The sequence below is a fragment of the Prevotella bivia DSM 20514 genome (genome assembly GCF_000262545.1).
In the GTDB taxonomy this organism is placed as follows: Bacteria; Bacteroidota; Bacteroidia; order Bacteroidales; family Bacteroidaceae; genus Prevotella; species Prevotella bivia.
The window spans coordinates 1,953,743-1,972,292 of record NZ_JH660660.1 but is presented as its reverse complement, the minus strand read 5'-3'; the positions used below and the strand labels follow the sequence as shown (position 1 = coordinate 1,972,292).

Sequence of the window (18,550 nt, the reverse complement as noted above, 5' to 3'; positions counted from 1 at the left end):
TATAGCTATGATCTTTCTTTACATTTATTGTCCCTATCGTGCGCTCATCAACTTGCTTTAAAAAAATACTTTTGCAATATCCAAGCAAATGATGTATCTTTACGAAAGTTTTTTAATATATAAGCAATGAAACGAACTATTTTTTCAAATGATTTTGCGCCTTATTACCCAATAGGTCTACAGCCATGTCCGATGTATGTAAATGTGGCAAACCGCATACATGAGCTTCTCGTAAAAGAAATGGAGTTTAAATCACCTGATACTGATAAGTTAAAAAAAGAAATTGCTATCAATATAGCTATTTACTATGAGGATAAGATGTCCAACATCGGACTATGGAATACTTTTGTAGAAAAGCATTTAAAGATGTATGGATATCCACTTCCCTTCGTTGATAATTTAGCAGTATTAGACAAGGAGGATGTCAATGCAGATGAAGTAAAACTACTGATATGGATGGTGTTATCAAGATATTTCCAAGATAAATTTCTTAATCCCCTCGCTATTGATGATGATACTACTGCAAGTATCATACGTATTCTTGAAGATGATGATGAAATAGAGATAAATAAGAGTTTATATGACTTCATTTACGACAAGGACACAGCCAATGATTACTTCAAACTCAAAAAGATACTATTTTGGCTTCGTCGATCATATCTGCTTTGTTCACCACTTGCAAATGACAGATATAGCGATTTATATAATTTATTCAATAAAAGAATTTCAAAGAACGAAACTTTCTATTACGTAGAAACAATGTTCTCAATAACGACAGAGATAGGACCGCTGTCGCTACCACCGCATATTTGGCTAGCAGAAATGTACTATGATCATAGTATGGACAGCGAAGCTAGTAAACTGAAAAAACTGAAATACTGTCAACAGGATATATTCTTAATAAAAGAAATCAATACAGAATTTGCAATATTAAAAGACTCACTAGGAAAAGAATACAAGTTGAAGAATAATTTTCCAACTCTTAATCACAAAGACCTATATGTAACCACTTCTCTTGTTCTATATGGTGATAACAATTGGGAGATCAATGGATTTATGTATGAGTCAGATCATAACCAATACAGAAAGAATTGTGAGCATAAGCAGCAACTCGCTGCATCCTATAAACATAATTATCCACATTTCATGAAGCGTACAAAAGGAAAACGAATAGCTTTCTTCGAAAATATTGATCAACTCAAAGATTGGTTGCACAAGATTACACCTAATACAAATATAAATCAAATAGCGCATCAACTACCATCTTGTTCACAAGTTGGATTTATCTCACAGAAAGCAGGAATAATATTTGCTCCTGATATAATTCATGCAATTAAATGTAAAGACAATCCTTACTACAAAAAATGTGATGATCGTCAGATGCGAACAGAGACTATGAATGCAGTTATTAATATAGAGTCTACGCATCCTGAATTATTAAATTACCTTTTAGAAAACAACATGTTGCAAGATGGTGATATTAGCTATAATATGCCATGCAAGTTAGGTAATGAGATTTTTACGCATAATATAGACTTCATAGCACGCAACCACCGAAGACATTATTATCACGATCACGATTATTAAGCAATAAATACGATACGTTCGATGAAGTAAATAATAACTTATCGAACGCATCGTATTCATTTTCATATAAAGTGCTTTCTATTTATTATCTGAGTAATGTGAGTTTTACAGATTTTAAATAGAGAAAGCTATGTATCAGTGTCCTAAGGACTCGTGATACACAGCTTTGGCAATTATTTTAGACCAATAAGTGTTCTTAATGATTTATTTTACCTTTAACTCGCGAAGCATATTAAATTCATATACCAGCTTTCCACTAGTAAAAGTAGTTGTCTCAAGTTTGAATGAGCGATTTTCCTTAATACAAGAAAGAAATGCGGAAGCATTGTCAATAAAAGCTGAGTCGGTTTGTTTAGAAATTCCTGGCTTATAGGTAAACTTGCCTAACATTTTACCATGAGCATAAAACTTAATAACATTGGTAGTGTCATAACTATTACCAGCAAAACGTTCGCCATCACCAAGAATAAGACAAAGATTATCGAGGCGATGGTTACGATATGCCACACGTACAAATAGATGGTTATTAGGAGTGATATTCGATTTTTTCTGCGGTATACTAGAAAGTTTGGCGATGACAGAATCGGTAGAATACTGCCAATCACTAACAACTGTTCCATCTTGCACTTTCACACTATCAAGATTAATAGCTACCATCGTATCTACCCTCGTTGTATCATAATGATCGCCCTTTGAGGAATGAACCCCACAAGCAGAAAACATAATACTTACAAGGAGGAAAATGTATAAAATATGCTTCATACTAAATTAATATTCTCCCCACGCCTTGATGTCAATATCCTCTAGCTTAACAGTACAAAAGGCTTGAATAAAGGCACTTGCAAGGCGGCTATTAGTAATAAGAGGAATATTAAGATCAATAGCTGCACGACGGATCTTATAACCATTAGTTAGCTCACGTGGAGTAAGATCCTTAGGAATGTTCACTACCATATCTATCTTCTTCTCATGCAACAGGTTGAGCGCTTGTGGTTGTAATCCTTCATCAGATGGCCAATAAACAAGAGTATTTGAAATACCATTCTCTGTAAGGTACTTTGAAGTGCCACTAGTAGCATAAAGTTCATATCCATGTTCGATCAACATCTTAGCAGCATCAAGCATTTCTGCTTTCTGCTTAGCTCCACCAGTAGAGAGCAAAACTGTCTTCTCTGGTATACGATGACCAACGGAAAGCATACTCTTGAGGAGTGCTGTTGAAGTATCCTCTCCTATACATCCTACTTCACCCGTAGAACTCATATCAACACCTAAGACAGGATCGGCTTTTTGCAAACGATTAAACGAGAATTGCGATGCCTTAATACCAACGTAATCAAGGTCGAAGAGATTTTTGTGTGGCTTCTCTACAGGAAGTCCGAGCATTACTTTAGTAGCTAGATCTATCAAATTGATCTTTAAAACCTTACTTACAAATGGGAAAGAACGGCTTGCACGTAAATTACACTCAATAACGAGAATATCATTATCGCGTGCCATAAACTGAATATTGAAAGGACCATTAATATGGAGAGCTTTAGCAATTTGACGGCTCACACGCTTAATACGACGCATCGTTTCCACATAAAGCTTTTGTGGAGGGAACTGAATGGTAGCATCACCAGAGTGAACACCTGCAAATTCAATATGCTCAGAAATTGCATAGGCAAGTATTTCACCATCTTTAGCTACTGCATCCATTTCGATTTCTTTTGCATTCTCAATAAATTTGCTTACCACTACAGGGTGATCCTCGCTTACATTAGCAGCCAACTGAAGGAAACGTACAAGTTCTTCTTTATTAGAACAAATGTTCATGGCTGCTCCAGAGAGTACATAAGATGGGCGAACCAAAACAGGGAAGCCTACCCGATCAACAAAGGATTGAATATCGTCCATACTTGTTAATGCACTCCATTCAGGCTGATTAATACCATTATTGGTGAGCATTGATGAGAACTTAGCACGGTCTTCTGCATTGTCAATATCATGCGCAGAAGTTCCAAGAATAGGTACATTCTCCTCGTCAAGATACATAGCAAGGTTGTTAGGGATCTGACCACCCGTTGAAACAATAACTCCGTATGGAGTTTCTGCATCAATAATATCCATCACACGTTCAAAGGTAAGTTCATCGAAATAAAGACGATCACACATATCATAATCAGTAGATACCGTCTCTGGGTTGTAATTGATCATAATAGAGCGATAGCCTTGCTTTCGAATAGTATTGAGTGCTTGCACGCCACACCAATCGAACTCTACCGAACTACCGATACGATAAGCACCAGACCCAAGCACAATGATACTCTTACGATTATCATCAAAAGTAATATCTGAAGCTACACCAGAATAGGTTACATATAGGTAATTAGTGTGAGCAGGATATTCAGCTGCCAATGTATCAATCTGCTTTACTACAGGAAGAATACCTAAATTCTTACGATAACGACGCACAAGCATCATTGCTTTGTGCATATTTATTTCCACATCTTCTAGCCCAATAGCACGAGCCACTTGGAAATCGGTAAAGCCATTTTGCTTAGCTTCTAATAAGAGATCTCGCTCAAGCGTATTAATATTACACTTCTTTAGCTGCTCATCAATATCTATGATATGCTTCAACTTGTAGAGAAACCATTTATCAATTTTGGTAAGCTCATGTATTTGATCAACCGTATAACCTTTATGAAAAGCCTTAGAAATAACAAAGACACGCTTATCTGTAGGCTCATGAAGCGCTGCATCAAGATCATCAATCTGCAACTCTTTATTCTCAACAAAACCATGCATGCCCTGACCTATCATACGGAGACCCTTCTGTATGGCTTCTTCAAAGTTACGACCAATAGACATAACCTCGCCTACCGACTTCATACTTGAACCTAGTTCTTTATCAACTCCACGGAATTTGCTCAAGTCCCAACGTGGAATTTTACAAACGACATAATCAAGAGCTGGTTCAAAAAAAGCAGACGTGGTTTTAGTTACCGAGTTCTTTAATTCAAATAAGCCATAGCCCATACCAAGCTTAGCTGCAACAAAAGCTAAAGGATAACCAGTGGCTTTACTTGCAAGAGCAGACGAACGAGAAAGGCGTGCATTAACCTCAATAACCCGATAGTCTTCGCTCTCTGGATCAAAAGCATATTGCACGTTACACTCGCCAACAATACCGATGTGGCGCACAATTTTTATAGATAAAGCACGAAGTTTATGATATTCTGTGTTGGTGAGTGTTTGTGATGGAGCTACAACGATTGATTCGCCTGTGTGAATACCAAGTGGGTCGAAGTTTTCCATATTACAAACTGTAATACAGTTATCATAACGGTCGCGTACAACTTCGTATTCAATCTCTTTCCAACCTTTCAAACTCTTCTCAACTAACACCTGTGGAGAGAAAGCAAAAGCCTTTTCACATAGCTTGTTGAGTTCTTCTTCATTATCAGCAAAACCACTACCAAGCCCACCTAGAGCGTATGCTGCACGAACAATGATAGGATAACCTAGATCTTTTGCTGCTATACGAGCTTGCTCTATATTTTCACAAGCCTCGCTCTTGATAGTTTTAACCTCTATTTCATCAAGACGTTCTACAAAAAGCTCACGATCTTCTGTATTCATAATAGCAGCAACAGGAGTTCCTAACACGCGTACATTATGCTTTTTAAGAATACCTGATTGCTCAAGTTTTACACCACAGTTAAGAGCAGTCTGCCCACCAAAAGAAAGAAGAATACCGTCTGGTTTTTCCTTTTCTATAACACGCTCAACAAAATAAGGTTGAACTGGTAGATAATATATCTGATCGGCAACTCCTTCAGAGGTTTGAACTGTGGCAATATTAGGATTGATAAGTACCGTAGAAATACCTTCTTCACGTAATGCTTTTAGGGCTTGTGATCCAGAATAATCAAATTCGCCAGCTTCTCCTATCTTTAATGCGCCTGAACCAAGTAGCAGGACTTTCTTTATTGATTCGTCTTTCATTACTTTAAAGTTTCTACAAATTTATCAAACATAAAATAAGTATCTACAGGGCCCGAACAGGCTTCTGGATGGAACTGGGCAGTAAACCAATGGTTCGTCTTATGGCGAATACCTTCATTACTACCATCGTTCATATTTACAAAAAGCTCTTCCCAATCTTCATCAAGAGTAGAAGCATCAACAGCGTAACCATGATTTTGTGAAGTGATATAGCACTTATTAGTGCCTACCAAGCGCACAGGCTGATTATGCCCACGATGTCCATACTTTAGTTTATAGATCGTAGCACCTGCTGCTTTTGACAATAATTGATTACCCATACAGATACCACATATAGGTTTTGTGCTATTATTGATATGTTTACGAATAATTTCAACGGCATCGTTACACATATCAGGATCGCCGGGACCGTTTCCAAGAAAAAGTCCATCATACTCCATTGAAGAATAGTCATAGTTCCAAGGTACGCGTATTACTTCTACTCCTCTTTGAATAAGGCTTCTGATAATATTAGCTTTCACGCCACAATCCACTAAGATTACTTTCTTACCAGCTCCTTCGTTGTAACGAATGATTTCTTTCGTTGAAACACGATCAACGAAATTGACACCTTCATAATCGGCTTCAGGAATATTGTTAGGTTCGTCATCAAAAAGAATTTTACCCATCATAACACCATGCTCGCGAAGAACTTTAGTTAGCTCACGAGTATCAATACCTGTTATACCGGGGGTTTTTTCGCGCTTTAACCATTCAGAAAGACTTTCCGAAGAGTTCCAATGGGAAGGTTGCTCACTATAATTAGCAACGATTAGAGCTGATGCGTATATCTTATCGCTTTCCATAAAAGTAGGTAAACCATTTTTCTCGATAGAGAAGGCTGGCACACCATAATTGCCAACAAGTGGGAAGGTCATTGTTAATAACTGACCAGCATAAGATGGATCGGTAAGACTCTCAGGATACCCCATCATTGCAGTGTTAAAGACTACTTCGCCAGCTATAGGAGCCTCATACCCAAATGATTGCCCATGAAACTTGGATCCATCACCTAAAACTAAAGTTACTTTCCTCATTATTGTAATATATGTATATATTGATGTTGGTTCTATAATTTGTTATTCTTCTACTTAGAGAAATTCCTCTCATAAAACTTAATAAACGATTGATTAACTAAGCGCATACCCCCAGTTGTTGGATAATTTCCTGTAAAATACCAATCACCTTTGTGATTAGGAATGGCTTCGTGCAATCCTTCGATACTTTGGAATACAAGTTCTACAGGAGTTATCATTCCTTCTGGACGAAGCATTTCTACTATCTTTTGATTGATCTCTTCCACTGTAAATGGAGCATAGATAGCACGCACTGGGTTATGTATTTCGTTTGTAAGTTCCTTACTTGCCTCTATCTTACAAGCATCATACACCTCTTTTAGCAATTGCTCCTTACCTTGCTCTTTGATTAACTCTATTGTGGCACGGAAAACACAAAACTCTTCTAAATTAGGCATATCAATACCGTAAAAGTCAGGATAACGTATTTGAGGGGCACTAGATACAATAACTATCTTCTTAGGATGGATACGATCGAGCATTCGAAGGATACTTTCCCTGAGAGTTGTTCCACGAACGATAGAATCGTCTATCACTACTAAACTATCAACGTAAGGAGTAATACAAGAATAAGTTACATCATATACATGAGAAGCAAGATCATTACGCGAGTTTCCCTCTGTAATAAAGGTACGTAGTTTTATATCTTTCCATGCAACTTTTTCGGTACGTATATCTTGATTTACTATCTTTATATAGTCCTCTAAAGGTGCGTATGGCTTCATATTAGCCAATTGCTTGGCTTTTTCTTGGTTAAGCCATTGCTTACAGCCATGGAGCAAACCATAGAAAGCCACTTCTGCTGTATTGGGAATGTAAGAGAGAACAGTATGTTCGTAATCATAACCTACTTTCTCTAATACTTTAGGAGCAAGTTGCTGACCAAGCTTTTCACGCTCATTATAGATGTCTCTATCTGATCCACGAGAGAAATAGATACGTTCAAAAGAGCATGCTGCACTTTTCTTTGGCTCAAGGATCTGTTGAAGAGAACACTCCCCTTTCCTATTTACTATCAAGGCTTGACCAGGCATAAGTTCTTGAATATCATCACATTCAAGATCAAAAGTGGTTTGAAGAACGGGACGCTCACTAGCAAGTACTACAATTTCGTCATTCTTATAATAAAAAGCAGGACGGATACCCCAAGGATCACGAATGGAGAACATTTCTCCAGACCCTGTCATTCCACAAATAACATATCCCCCATCGAAATGCTCCATCGTTGTTTTAAGGACATTGCTTATTTGAATGTGTTCTTCAATATAATCTGTAATGTCTTGCCCTTCTAATCCTTTGGCTTTAGCTTGAACAAAGTTGCGTTCAACCTCTCTATCTAGCCGATGCCCCATAAGCTCAAGAAGTATATATGTATCGCTATAGAGACGTGGACATTGCCCTTGAGCTGTAAGCATTTTGAATACTTCTTCAATATTCGTCATATTGAAGTTTCCACACATACTCAAGTTCTTAGCTTTCCAATTGTTTCTGCGAAGAAAAGGATGAACATAAGACAGACCACTCTTACCCGTAGTAGAATATCGAAGATGCCCCATATACAACTCACCAGCAAAAGGCGCATTCTTTTCTATAAAAGAAATATCGCTTAATTGTTCTGGGGTATTTTTTTTATAGTGCTTATGCACATTAGAGAAAATATCAATCACCGCATTTTTGCCTTCAGCTCTCTCTCTAAACATATATTCGTTGCCAGGAAGAGATGAAAGCTTCACAGAAGCAATGCCTGCCCCTTCTTGCCCACGGTTATGCTGCTTCTCCATCATAAGATAAAGCTTATTTAACGCATACATCCATGTGCCATACTTTTTTTGATAATACTCTAAAGGTTTGAGTAGTCGGATAGCTGCAACTCCACAATCCTCGTGAATGTTTTTCTCCATCTAAAATGATAATCTTCTATATTTATTATTATGAGTGTATTAAGACAAAAGTCAGTTAGCCGCTATTCAACGGTAACTGACTTTGCTAAGTTTCTTGGTTGATCAACATCTTTGCCTTTACAGACTGCAATATGGTAAGCCAATAATTGTAACGGAATAGTTGCGACTAATGGCTCTAAACACTCTAAGGTGTCTGGCAACTCAATAATAGCATCAGCTATTTTAGACACCGTTGTATCGCCTTTTGACACTAAAGCGATAACATAACCTTGTCGTGCCTTAATTTCTTGAATATTGCTTCGCACTTTTTCATACATTACATTGTGCGTAGCAATAGTAACAACTGGCATATCTGAGTCGATTAAAGCTATTGGTCCATGTTTCATTTCAGCAGCAGGGTATCCCTCTGCATGAATATATGAAATTTCCTTTAACTTCAAAGCCCCTTCTAGGGCTACGGGATAAGTAAAACCACGACCAAGATAAAGGAAATTGCGAGCATAAGTAAATATACGAGCTAAATCGGCAACTTGATTATTGACCTTTAACACTTCTTCTATCTTTGACGGTATATCAGATAACGCTTCAACAATCTTCACATATTCATCACGCTTCAAAGATCCTTTCATATGTCCAAAAGCGAGAGCAAACATTGTTAAGACTGTAACCTGACCTGTAAAAGCCTTTGTAGAGGCAACACCTATTTCTGGACCTACATGGATATAAGTTCCCGTATCTGTCGCACGAGCTATGCTTGAACCAATTGCGTTACATATACCATAGATAAATGCGCCTTTCGATTTAGCAAGTTCCACCGCTGCAAGGGTGTCTGCTGTTTCTCCACTTTGAGAAATAGCGATGACAACATCATCCTTACTCACTACTGGATTGCGATAACGGAACTCGCTAGCATATTCCACATCAACAGGAACCCTACAAAATGTTTCAATAGTTTGCTTACCTATCAATCCTGCATGCCAACTAGTGCCACAAGCAACTATTATAATTCTCTTCGCATTGAGTAGCTGCTCACGATAATCGATCAACGCACTTAGCGTAACATTAGTATGTTCTATGTTTACACGACCACGCATACAATTAGTTAAGCAGCTAGGTTGCTCAAAGATTTCTTTAAGCATAAAGTGTGGGTATCCACCTTTTTCTATCTGACCAAGCTCAATATCTACTGTCTTTATCTCTGGTGAAAGCTTCTCATTAAGAACACTTACAACCTTCAAAGGTTCACCAAGCTTCATAACAGCGATATTCTCGTCATCAAGATATACTACTTGATCCGTATACTCTATAATAGGACTAGCATCAGAACCTAAGAAAAACTCGTTCTCTCCAATACCTACAACTAAAGGGCTTTGCTTACGAGCCGCTATAATAGTGTCAGGATGGCGCTTATCAAGAATAGCAATTGCATAAGCACCTATTACTTGATGTAGAGCTATCTGAACAGCCGTTAGCAGATCTAAGTCTTTCTTTATTTGAATATATTCTATTAATTGTACTAATACTTCTGTATCTGTTTCTGAGCGGAATTTCACTCCTTTATCTTGAAGATTATGCTTTATTTCGGCATAATTTTCAATAATTCCATTATGAATAATAGCTAAATTATTCGATTGAGAATAATGAGGGTGTGCGTTCATCGAAGATGGCTCTCCATGAGTAGCCCAACGAGTATGTGCTATACCTATAGAACCTGTAATATCTTTTTCACTACAAAAGTTTTCTAAATCAGAAACCTTACCTTTAGCTTTAAAGACACTGAGAGTATTGCTTTCATTTATCAATGCAACACCAGCACTATCATATCCTCTATACTCTAGCCGCTTTAAGCCTTTTATAAGTATAGGATAAGCCTCTCGCTGTGTACCTAAGTAGCCTACAATTCCACACATAATATGATGTTAAATATTATATCGTTTACCTTAACAAAGCTATAATAGCTGTTACTAATCCTAATCCAAAGCCAGTATAAGTCATCCACTCCTTTGATGTAGGACCTTGGTTAGACCCCTTAGCTTTGGCCTTATTTGGCTCTACATAAACAATATCGTTCTGCTGTAAATAATAATAAGGTGAATTAATTAGATTTGCATCATTCAAATTTAAACGAACAGAATGTTTCTCTCCTGTTGCATCTTCACGAATAAGCAAGATATTATCACGTCTTCCATATAGCGTCAAATCGCCTGCTTGTGTCAAAGCTTCCATGATATTAATCTTCTCTGTTGCTACAGGAATAACACTAGGCTTACCCACTTCACCTGTTACGGTTACGTGATAACTAGCCATTTTCACTGTTACTACAGGGTTTTCTGTACGTGCTAAGTATGGTTGAACTTTACTTTTAAGCAAATCTTCACACTCATTTTTGGTTAATCCTGCTACATGAACTTTGCCTACAATTGGAAAAGTTATGAAACCATCATTACTTACTAAGTACCCACCTTTTGTAGTGCTTGTTGTTGTACTACCCGTACCTTGTTGCCCATCTATATTGAAAGGAGCAGAAGCATTAGGGTTTACAGTGTAAACACCAATGGTAAGCAAATCTTTAGGCATTATCTTTGCATCATAAAGACCTTTAGAAGGAGTCAAACTAATAGAGTCGATATTGGTCATGTAGGTTACTCCCTTACTAGAGCCACAACTAGCCATAACTGCTATCATAACAACAGCTATGAATATATAAATAATTTTTCTCATTTTAATAGTAGTACAAAAAACTAATATCATATTTTTTATGATGCAAAAATACTACTATTTTTCCACAACCACAAGCTAATAAAGTACTTTTATACCTAACATTGTGATAATATAGAATAAATTACTTACTTTTGCAAAAATCAAACTATAATATTATGCAAAGGACAAACAAAGTTTTACTAATCTACACGGGTGGCACCATAGGAATGGGTAGAAATCCAAAGACAGGTGCTTTAGAACCACTCGACTTTAACCATTTAGTTGAAAATGTACCAGAATTTGAACAGATTTCAACAGAAGTGGATACTTATCAATTTATTCCAGCTATAGATTCATCTGACATGAGTCCTGTATTCTGGGGTAAACTTGTTAGAATTATTGCCACAAAATATGAACAGTACGATGGTTTTGTTATCTTGCACGGTACAGATACGATGTCATACACAGCATCAGCACTTTCTTATATGTTTGAAAATCTAACCAAACCTATTATTTTAACAGGATCTCAATTACCTATTGGGCAATTGAGAACTGACGGAAAAGAAAACTTAATGACTAGCATCGAACTAGCATCTTCATATTATCCCAATGGCAGACCTATTGTTCCAGAAGTATCTATTTATTTCAGTGGGCATCTTATACGAGGAAATAGATCTACAAAACAAAATGCAGAAGAGTTTAATGCTTTTAATTCGTTTAACTATCCTCATCTATGTGAAGCTGGCGTTAACTTCAACTTTAAAACTCAAAATATCTTAACTCCCGATTACGACCTTCCTATGATCCCGCACACTGCAATGGATAATAATATTACAGTCCTATCGCTATTCCCCGGAATGAAGGAAGGTATTTTCGATCATATCCTAGATTTACCCGATCTACATGGTATTGTGATGAGATCATACGGAAGTGGCAATGCACCACAACAAGCATGGCTTATGAAACTTCTAAAACAACTTACAGACAAAGGAGTTACAGTGGTGAATATTAGTCAATGTATTAGTGGTCAAGTAGAAATGAACAGATACGATACAGGATACCAACTAAAGGATGCCAATGTTATCAGTGGATACGATAGTACTGTAGAAGCAGCTATTACAAAACTTATGTTCTTACATGCTAACTATACTGATACCAAAACTATTCGAGAGTATATGAATAGATCAATAGCTGGAGAAATAACAATTCCTCGCGCTTAGTTTTTCCTGTCCGTTATTCAATAGCATCATTGATGCTTTGGATATGTAACAAAGTAACTAAAAAGGGCTGATTCCTAATGAAGGAGTCAGCCCTAAATTTATAGAGTATCAAAAAGTTTTATCGGACAGCAATAATCAAAAATACAGAATATTACTATTAAATTTGTACTATTCATAGGAGTGGATATTTTTCGTTAATACTTTGATTATCAAGTATAGAGATACGAAAAACATTCCACTCCTACAACTTTTTTGAAGAATTTCTTATACCGAACTCAGGTTATTTTATGAAGTTTAGTAAGAGAAGGCTGGCATTTATAATGCTCATGCCTTCTTATTTCGTAGGTACAACTACTTTCTTTACCTCAAAGTCAACCGATGAGTTGTTTGTATCGGATAATCTTTTTCCATCAAAATGTCGAGTAATCATCTTGCCTGCACCTACTTCTAACTTGTCGTCAGCTTTGTCGTAAACGCCTTTCCAACCTTTGTCCAATGTACCCGATATCGGGAATTCTTTTTCTGTAGAAGTTCCGTTAAACCTTACATTTACGGCGTCAACAACCCATTGGTTAGGTAAGAACATGAGAATTTGTGAATGTGAGTGATGTCCACTCTCGTTCCACATAACATAGCGTCCATATTTTGCCGTCGACTCTTCGTTTCCTTTTAGCAACGCTTCATTTACCTTGGCATTGTTCATATTCTCTTTTATCTTCTTGATAGGTTCTGCCAAACGTATCAGCGCAATGGTGAAGTTACGCTCAAATCCGAAAGGTACATACTCATCGTCGTCTTCATCCCATACTCCGACTTTAGATTTGTCCTCTTTCATTCGTTTTTCCTGTTCTTTGTCGTTTTCCTTACAATAGAGGAATGTCATGTGTGGAACATTTTCGGTAGCATTCTGTCCCCATTCAAAGTCGGCTTTGGAAAGGTCGATCAGTTTTTCGATACCTTTATATTTAGCTGGATCTTCGTCATTCTCTTTCAAATACTTCTTGTATCCTTCCGCATGATTGATGGCTCTCATGGCAATAACAATAGTTTTGCCTGCTTTTACGGTATATGGCATGCCACTTTTATCTTTTGGGAAACCAATTATGTTGGAAACGCCAAATGCTTTCTGTCTATAATCGCAATTAGGCTTTTCAAAGTTGACTTTGTCTACGGCGTTGTACTGACATAGTGCCAGAGCCATATTCTCAAGACTTATGTCATGGTCGGTAGGGTTGTAGACGGAAATAAACTTGTCATCCGTTTCTTCAGCTTTATTGCCGTAAGGGTTCTCCACGAAGTCTCCAGCATAGTAAATGTCTTTGATAATCAGGTCTGCGCTTTCTGTCTCAGCGGTATTTTTCTTTTCTTCTGGTTCTCCGTTACGAGTACAGTTTACGAAAAGCGCAATTGTTGCCAATGCGCATAGCATCATCTTCTTCATTTGTTTGTCTTTTTTATATTAATGATTCTTAGTTAATTATTCTTGTACACCTCAACTCTTATTTCTTCTTGGCACGTGCATTAATGGAGTTAACCTTCCAGTATGCGGTCATGTCTAACGGCTTGCCCTTGCTGTCGCGTCTGCTGAGTGACGGCACACCTTTCGTGTAGTTCAGTGCAGAACTCATTTCGGCTACAAATCCCTTTCCGTTGGTACGACGAATCAGTGCACCTTGTAATTGCGAGGGATCGAATGAGGAATTAGAAAAGTCACTACTTGTAAATATCCGATTGCAGACACTTGCTGTTCCTCTGTCGTACCACCATACTTTTTCTTTCTTTTCTTCTGTTCCTTCCATTATGGGGCGTCCTGTTGCATCATATACAGTTACAGAGCTTGGTCCTGTCAGCAAGTCCATTTTCTTCTCTGTCGAAGGGCAAATAGTAAGGAAGTCGACAACCCAATTGTAATTCAGCTCAGCAACATAGAAGCCTCCCATACCAGTTGTGTTATATATCATGTGCCAGTATGCCGTTGGGTATTTTCTGTTCTTTTCCAGTTCTCTTTTCTTCAGCGGATCCGTCTCGTCATTAATTTTGTCCTGCTCGGTTCCATACAAATCATATAGATGATACCAATTGGAGCGAGAGCGTGGCGATTCGTCAGGATAAAATCCGTTTTCGTCTTTGGTATGAGGCTTGGATGCATCGCCATCAGGGAGCTTCACTAAAGCTATGCGCATACTCTGACTTGGTCCCGTAAATGGAAGTTCATTCCCCAAAACAAGGTCACGCATATTTGGAATATCCTTGTTGTCAAATTTGTCGTTAGGGTCATACATTCCGTTTTCCAGTTCATGCTGGTTGCACAATTCAAAGGTTTTGTCCTTTGGAAGTTTGCTGTAGTCGGGCAGAGCCTCCCAGCCATAGTAGTTTTTCTTTGCCTCTTCTTCTGTAGTCTCATTCTCGGCAAGGAATTTCTTCTTGTGATCGCACGCATATTTCACTACGATGACACTGTCACCAGGCTGTATGATATGTGGCTTTTTTGTTACAGGGTCGTTGGGGAAGTACGACATACCTCCAATGCCATAGTATCGCTTTGTGAAATCTCCATTACCTTCTTTTTGGAGTGAATATTGGATACTTGGGTCGACAACATGACAAGCAAGTGCCATATTCTCAAGTGATATCGGTTGGTTGGTAGGATTGTATATCACTAGATAGTTGGCATCCTCGTATCTGCTATATAGGCTTTTGATGCCGTAGGAAGACAAATCCCTATAAGTGCAGTAACCAATGTAAAAGACTTCTTTGAAAATGAGGTGGTCTACTGTTGAATTAGCATCAGTTCTGTCTGGCATATCGCCATTTCTCTGGCATGCTGTGAATAGAGATGATAAAGCCATAAAGGCTAATATCAAGGTATAATTTATTTTTTTCATATCCTTGTTTTGTTTATTTGTTTTGATATTTTTTGTTGTTTATAATAATTGTATGAATTAGAGGAACCAGTTGCCAAAAGCGCCAAAGCCATGCGTTTTAACATTTTGGCTCGCTTCGTATGCTTGTTTTCCTGTTAATCCAATCTCTTTGCCTAAGTAGAAATAATATGGCTCTGCTGGTGATACGTTTGTCGGATCGGAATCGAACCTATTACAATACACCTTGATAGGTATATTAAAGCGTATAAGCTCTTTCCATTCAGGAACCTCAAGGGTCGTATTCTTCGATTGCCAGAAAGGATTATAGAATGGTGCGCAGGCTTTTTCGCTCTTCATCCAATCCCAATATCCAGCATAGTCTAGCTCCTTGTTGGCAATGGTAGCCTTAGGAATATATGCCTTTTTTCCCTTTTGACATTTCATAACTCTTACGGAAAGATAGAATTTGGGCAATATGTATGAAGTACGGCTATATGCTACCGGCTCACCGGAAAAACCTTTTACCATGAAAGGCCATGTGTCTTTCGCTCCAGCCCCATATCGTGGATCTATTTCAGGTCTAAAGTTAGAGGTAGGCTCGTTAGCCTCATAGTAAAAGTTGATATGTCCTTTTAGTCCTACACAGTCCTTGTCATAGGAAACGCATGAATTAGCATCGGTGGCAGCAAGGGGTGGCAGCAACCTAATGTTGTAAAACTCGCGCATACCGTCAGCCATGGCATTCTGATGCCATGTGTCACGGTAGGCATATTCAAACAAATTCTTGGTTGCATTTTGTCTACGCATGAAGATATCGTGACCTAAACTTTCGTTCTTATCTACTCCTTCGAAATAAGGCGATACGACAGGATGCTCACCTACTTTGCCATCTTTCCCATTTTTGTCAGCTTCCCATGTACCTCTACAGTCTTCGATCTTGTATGGGTTACCTTTATCATCTACGTCACTGATGGTAAAGAATATTTGATACTCATCAGAGTGCTTATATATCTCATCGTTAAGCAACTTTCCATCTTTATCCAAGAAGTACAAGCATATACCCCAAAGGTTTTTATCTCCACCTATAAGGCGAATGTAAGGCTGCTGGGGAGTAGGCGCGCCTAACTTCTTTTCAAAAACAGTTTGAATACTCTTTTCCCATTCCACCTTTACAGTAGGAAACTTTTGTGAGTTGTTTTCTACTATGACAAATTCTTCTTGTCTCCATGGCGCTGCTGGGTAAACATAATTGCCATGAAATTTTTCATCTCCGTGTGAGTGTCCCTCTTTGAACATTACTAAGCAGCGAGCCCAGTTGTTGAATGCACCATCTTGGTCGGGATTGTTCATGGCGTCACCAAAGGGAGCTTTTTTCTTCAAGCTGTCAACCATGGCATCCGCACCGCTGTGTGGTACTTCTTTGTGTTCAAGTGGGTTTTCGTTGTAATTGATGTGCATGTTACCAAAGATGAAATCATCACATGATGTACATAGCATCAATATAAGAACGAAACAAAAACTATATTTTTTCATTTTATTATTTTATGTAAATGTCTTGATTAGATAGTCCAGTATAATTGGCACTTTGCTAAATACTCTTTCTCCTCTTAGCCGTGTATGTAAATTTTCCTTAGTTAGGAGAACGTGTCAGCCATGTGAGGAATGATGATGCGCAAATGCCTTCCTTTTAGCTGAAGTCTACATGACGAATATATTCTTACGATTCCTTGACAGCAAATATTGAGGCTTGAAGAAATAATTCTTGATTTCATTCGAATCCATGTCCGGATAGAACTTTTTGAAATCTTCCACGAACTTCTCTTCTCTATCGTTCATATTTGCAATGACACGGAATGTTAAAGGAATGTCAATGTCGTGATTGCTCCATTCTGATTTTATTTCATTAAAATTATAAAGTCCTCTACCTTCTCCATTTCCTAATGTTGGAATTTCAGAACAAGTCTTTGAGTCAGCACCTGGATCATCATTTCCATATTTGGGCCAAATAGAATTCTTTGATTTATCCATTTGTGATACGATGTTGCATAGGCTTATTTGCATAGCAAATTCGGTGTTGGCTTGGCTAAACTGTAGAACTCCCTTGAATCCCATTCTGTCCAAATTGTTTGGACCCGTACCTATTTTCCTACATTGGTGCAGCAATTCCACGAAATCGCCTTGTCTTTGTCTCAGTGCGTTTGTACCATCTGCTACAACGCCACCGTCACCGCTACCCTCTTGATATTCATATCCCAATTGTTTCTCAAATGGGTCGGTATCTCGGTATCGGTATGTAAACAACTTGTTAGCAAGTTTTGCCGCATGTGGCATAGTGAGTGTTTGAAAGAATTTAAAGCCACCTTCTGTCCATGTAGCTTGATTTGTTTTTAGCGTAGGGAATATATTTATCGCTTTGTCTATCAGCGTGCTGTCAAACGGCATACGTTCTGATTTGTTCCCACTTTCAGGTGCAAGCAGTGCGCTGGTCGTGGTGATGTCGCAAGGCTTTAGCTTGTCGCCCTCCATCTCAAAGGTAAGCTCTGGATAGTATGTTGGTTTCTTGTCCAGCGTGTGTGGATAAAAACCTTGCTTACTGTTCTTGGATATGGTCTTACCATCTATAGTGTAGCTGTGTTCCAATACTTCGTTGCCAATGGTAAAGAAGTGTTGGTGTTGTACCAATGTAGAATTGTCGAGATCTGGGTCTCCGTTTTTCTTGTAATAGAACTGTATGAACTCACCGTTTATTTGTTGGTGGTTGGCTCCATAATATGTAAGCTCAAGTCCGTAATAAACGTCATCTGACGCAACTACATCAAAATGGTCGCGCTGGCTGGTAATTTGCATTTGTCCATTGTCGCCCTTACTTATCTCAATTTGTTGCATGAGCGGATAGTCTGTCGGTTTATCCGTGTTCACGCTTATCATGTTGTACGAGTCTTGGTCGTATGTGTTGTCTATACTGTTGTCGGCACCAAAGTTTCCAACTTTTATATTACCACCTTTGAACCCCATTCTAAGTACGGCACTTACTGCATATATCTGTGAGTGTCCCTTGCCATTGTACTCGATAGAAGCAGGAGGAGCTTTTACTACTTTTTTCAAGAAATCATCAACATCATTGGCAGAACATGCGGCAAGCATGCAGCAGCATCCTACAGCTAAAATAG

At 38.2% G+C, this 18,550-nt stretch carries 12 protein-coding genes; 2 read left to right on the top strand and 10 right to left on the bottom strand.

What is annotated here, in order from left to right; translation table 11 throughout:
* The first annotated feature begins 126 nt into the window (after window positions 1-126).
* Window positions 127-1,587, top strand: coding sequence for a DUF3843 family protein (locus PREBIDRAFT_RS10700; RefSeq protein ID WP_004339917.1), 1,461 nt, complete (start codon window positions 127-129; stop codon window positions 1,585-1,587).
* 204 nt (window positions 1,588-1,791) lie between these two features.
* Here the strand turns inward: PREBIDRAFT_RS10700 and PREBIDRAFT_RS10695 are convergent, their stop codons facing one another.
* The 6 genes from PREBIDRAFT_RS10695 to PREBIDRAFT_RS10670 all read right to left on the bottom strand — a co-directional run bounded on the left by PREBIDRAFT_RS10695 (window position 1,792) and on the right by PREBIDRAFT_RS10670 (window position 11,317).
* Window positions 1,792-2,349, bottom strand: coding sequence for a hypothetical protein (locus tag PREBIDRAFT_RS10695; RefSeq protein WP_004337657.1), 558 nt, complete (start codon window positions 2,347-2,349; stop codon window positions 1,792-1,794).
* A 6-nt stretch (window positions 2,350-2,355) separates the two neighbouring features.
* Complete coding sequence (carB, locus tag PREBIDRAFT_RS10690; RefSeq protein ID WP_004337656.1) at window positions 2,356-5,580, bottom strand: carbamoyl-phosphate synthase (glutamine-hydrolyzing) large subunit; 3,225 nt, start codon at window positions 5,578-5,580, stop codon at window positions 2,356-2,358.
* A complete protein-coding gene (carA, locus tag PREBIDRAFT_RS10685; protein WP_004337655.1) occupies window positions 5,580-6,656 on the bottom strand; it encodes a glutamine-hydrolyzing carbamoyl-phosphate synthase small subunit in 1,077 nt (358 codons plus the stop codon). Before carA ends, carB begins: the two co-directional genes overlap by 1 nt.
* 50 nt (window positions 6,657-6,706) lie before the next feature.
* Window positions 6,707-8,596: an amidophosphoribosyltransferase gene (locus tag PREBIDRAFT_RS10680; protein ID WP_004337654.1), complete on the bottom strand. Its 1,890-nt coding sequence runs from the start codon at window positions 8,594-8,596 to the stop codon at window positions 6,707-6,709.
* A gap of 62 nt (window positions 8,597-8,658) precedes the next feature.
* Complete coding sequence (gene glmS / locus PREBIDRAFT_RS10675; RefSeq protein ID WP_004337653.1) at window positions 8,659-10,506, bottom strand: glutamine--fructose-6-phosphate transaminase (isomerizing); 1,848 nt, start codon at window positions 10,504-10,506, stop codon at window positions 8,659-8,661.
* A 25-nt stretch (window positions 10,507-10,531) separates the two neighbouring features.
* A complete protein-coding gene (locus tag PREBIDRAFT_RS10670; protein ID WP_036861137.1) occupies window positions 10,532-11,317 on the bottom strand; it encodes a polysaccharide biosynthesis/export family protein in 786 nt (261 codons plus the stop codon).
* A 155-nt stretch (window positions 11,318-11,472) separates the two neighbouring features.
* Here PREBIDRAFT_RS10670 and PREBIDRAFT_RS10665 point away from each other — a divergent pair, with 155 nt between their 5' ends.
* Window positions 11,473-12,516, top strand: a complete 1,044-nt coding sequence (locus tag PREBIDRAFT_RS10665) for an asparaginase (protein ID WP_004337651.1) — start codon at window positions 11,473-11,475, stop codon at window positions 12,514-12,516.
* 334 nt (window positions 12,517-12,850) lie between these two features.
* Here the strand turns inward: PREBIDRAFT_RS10665 and PREBIDRAFT_RS10660 are convergent, their stop codons facing one another.
* The 4 genes from PREBIDRAFT_RS10660 to PREBIDRAFT_RS10645 form a co-directional block, all read right to left on the bottom strand.
* Complete coding sequence (locus tag PREBIDRAFT_RS10660; protein WP_004337650.1) at window positions 12,851-13,957, bottom strand: DUF4876 domain-containing protein; 1,107 nt, start codon at window positions 13,955-13,957, stop codon at window positions 12,851-12,853.
* Between the two features lie 58 nt (window positions 13,958-14,015).
* Window positions 14,016-15,401 (bottom strand): hypothetical protein, encoded by a 1,386-nt coding sequence (locus PREBIDRAFT_RS10655; RefSeq protein WP_004337649.1) that lies wholly within the window; start codon window positions 15,399-15,401, stop codon window positions 14,016-14,018.
* A 57-nt stretch (window positions 15,402-15,458) separates the two neighbouring features.
* Window positions 15,459-16,913 (bottom strand): hypothetical protein, encoded by a 1,455-nt coding sequence (locus tag PREBIDRAFT_RS10650; protein ID WP_004337648.1) that lies wholly within the window; start codon window positions 16,911-16,913, stop codon window positions 15,459-15,461.
* 165 nt (window positions 16,914-17,078) lie between these two features.
* Complete coding sequence (locus PREBIDRAFT_RS10645) at window positions 17,079-18,524, bottom strand: hypothetical protein (RefSeq protein ID WP_004337647.1); 1,446 nt, start codon at window positions 18,522-18,524, stop codon at window positions 17,079-17,081.
* Window positions 18,525-18,550 lie beyond the last annotated feature (26 nt).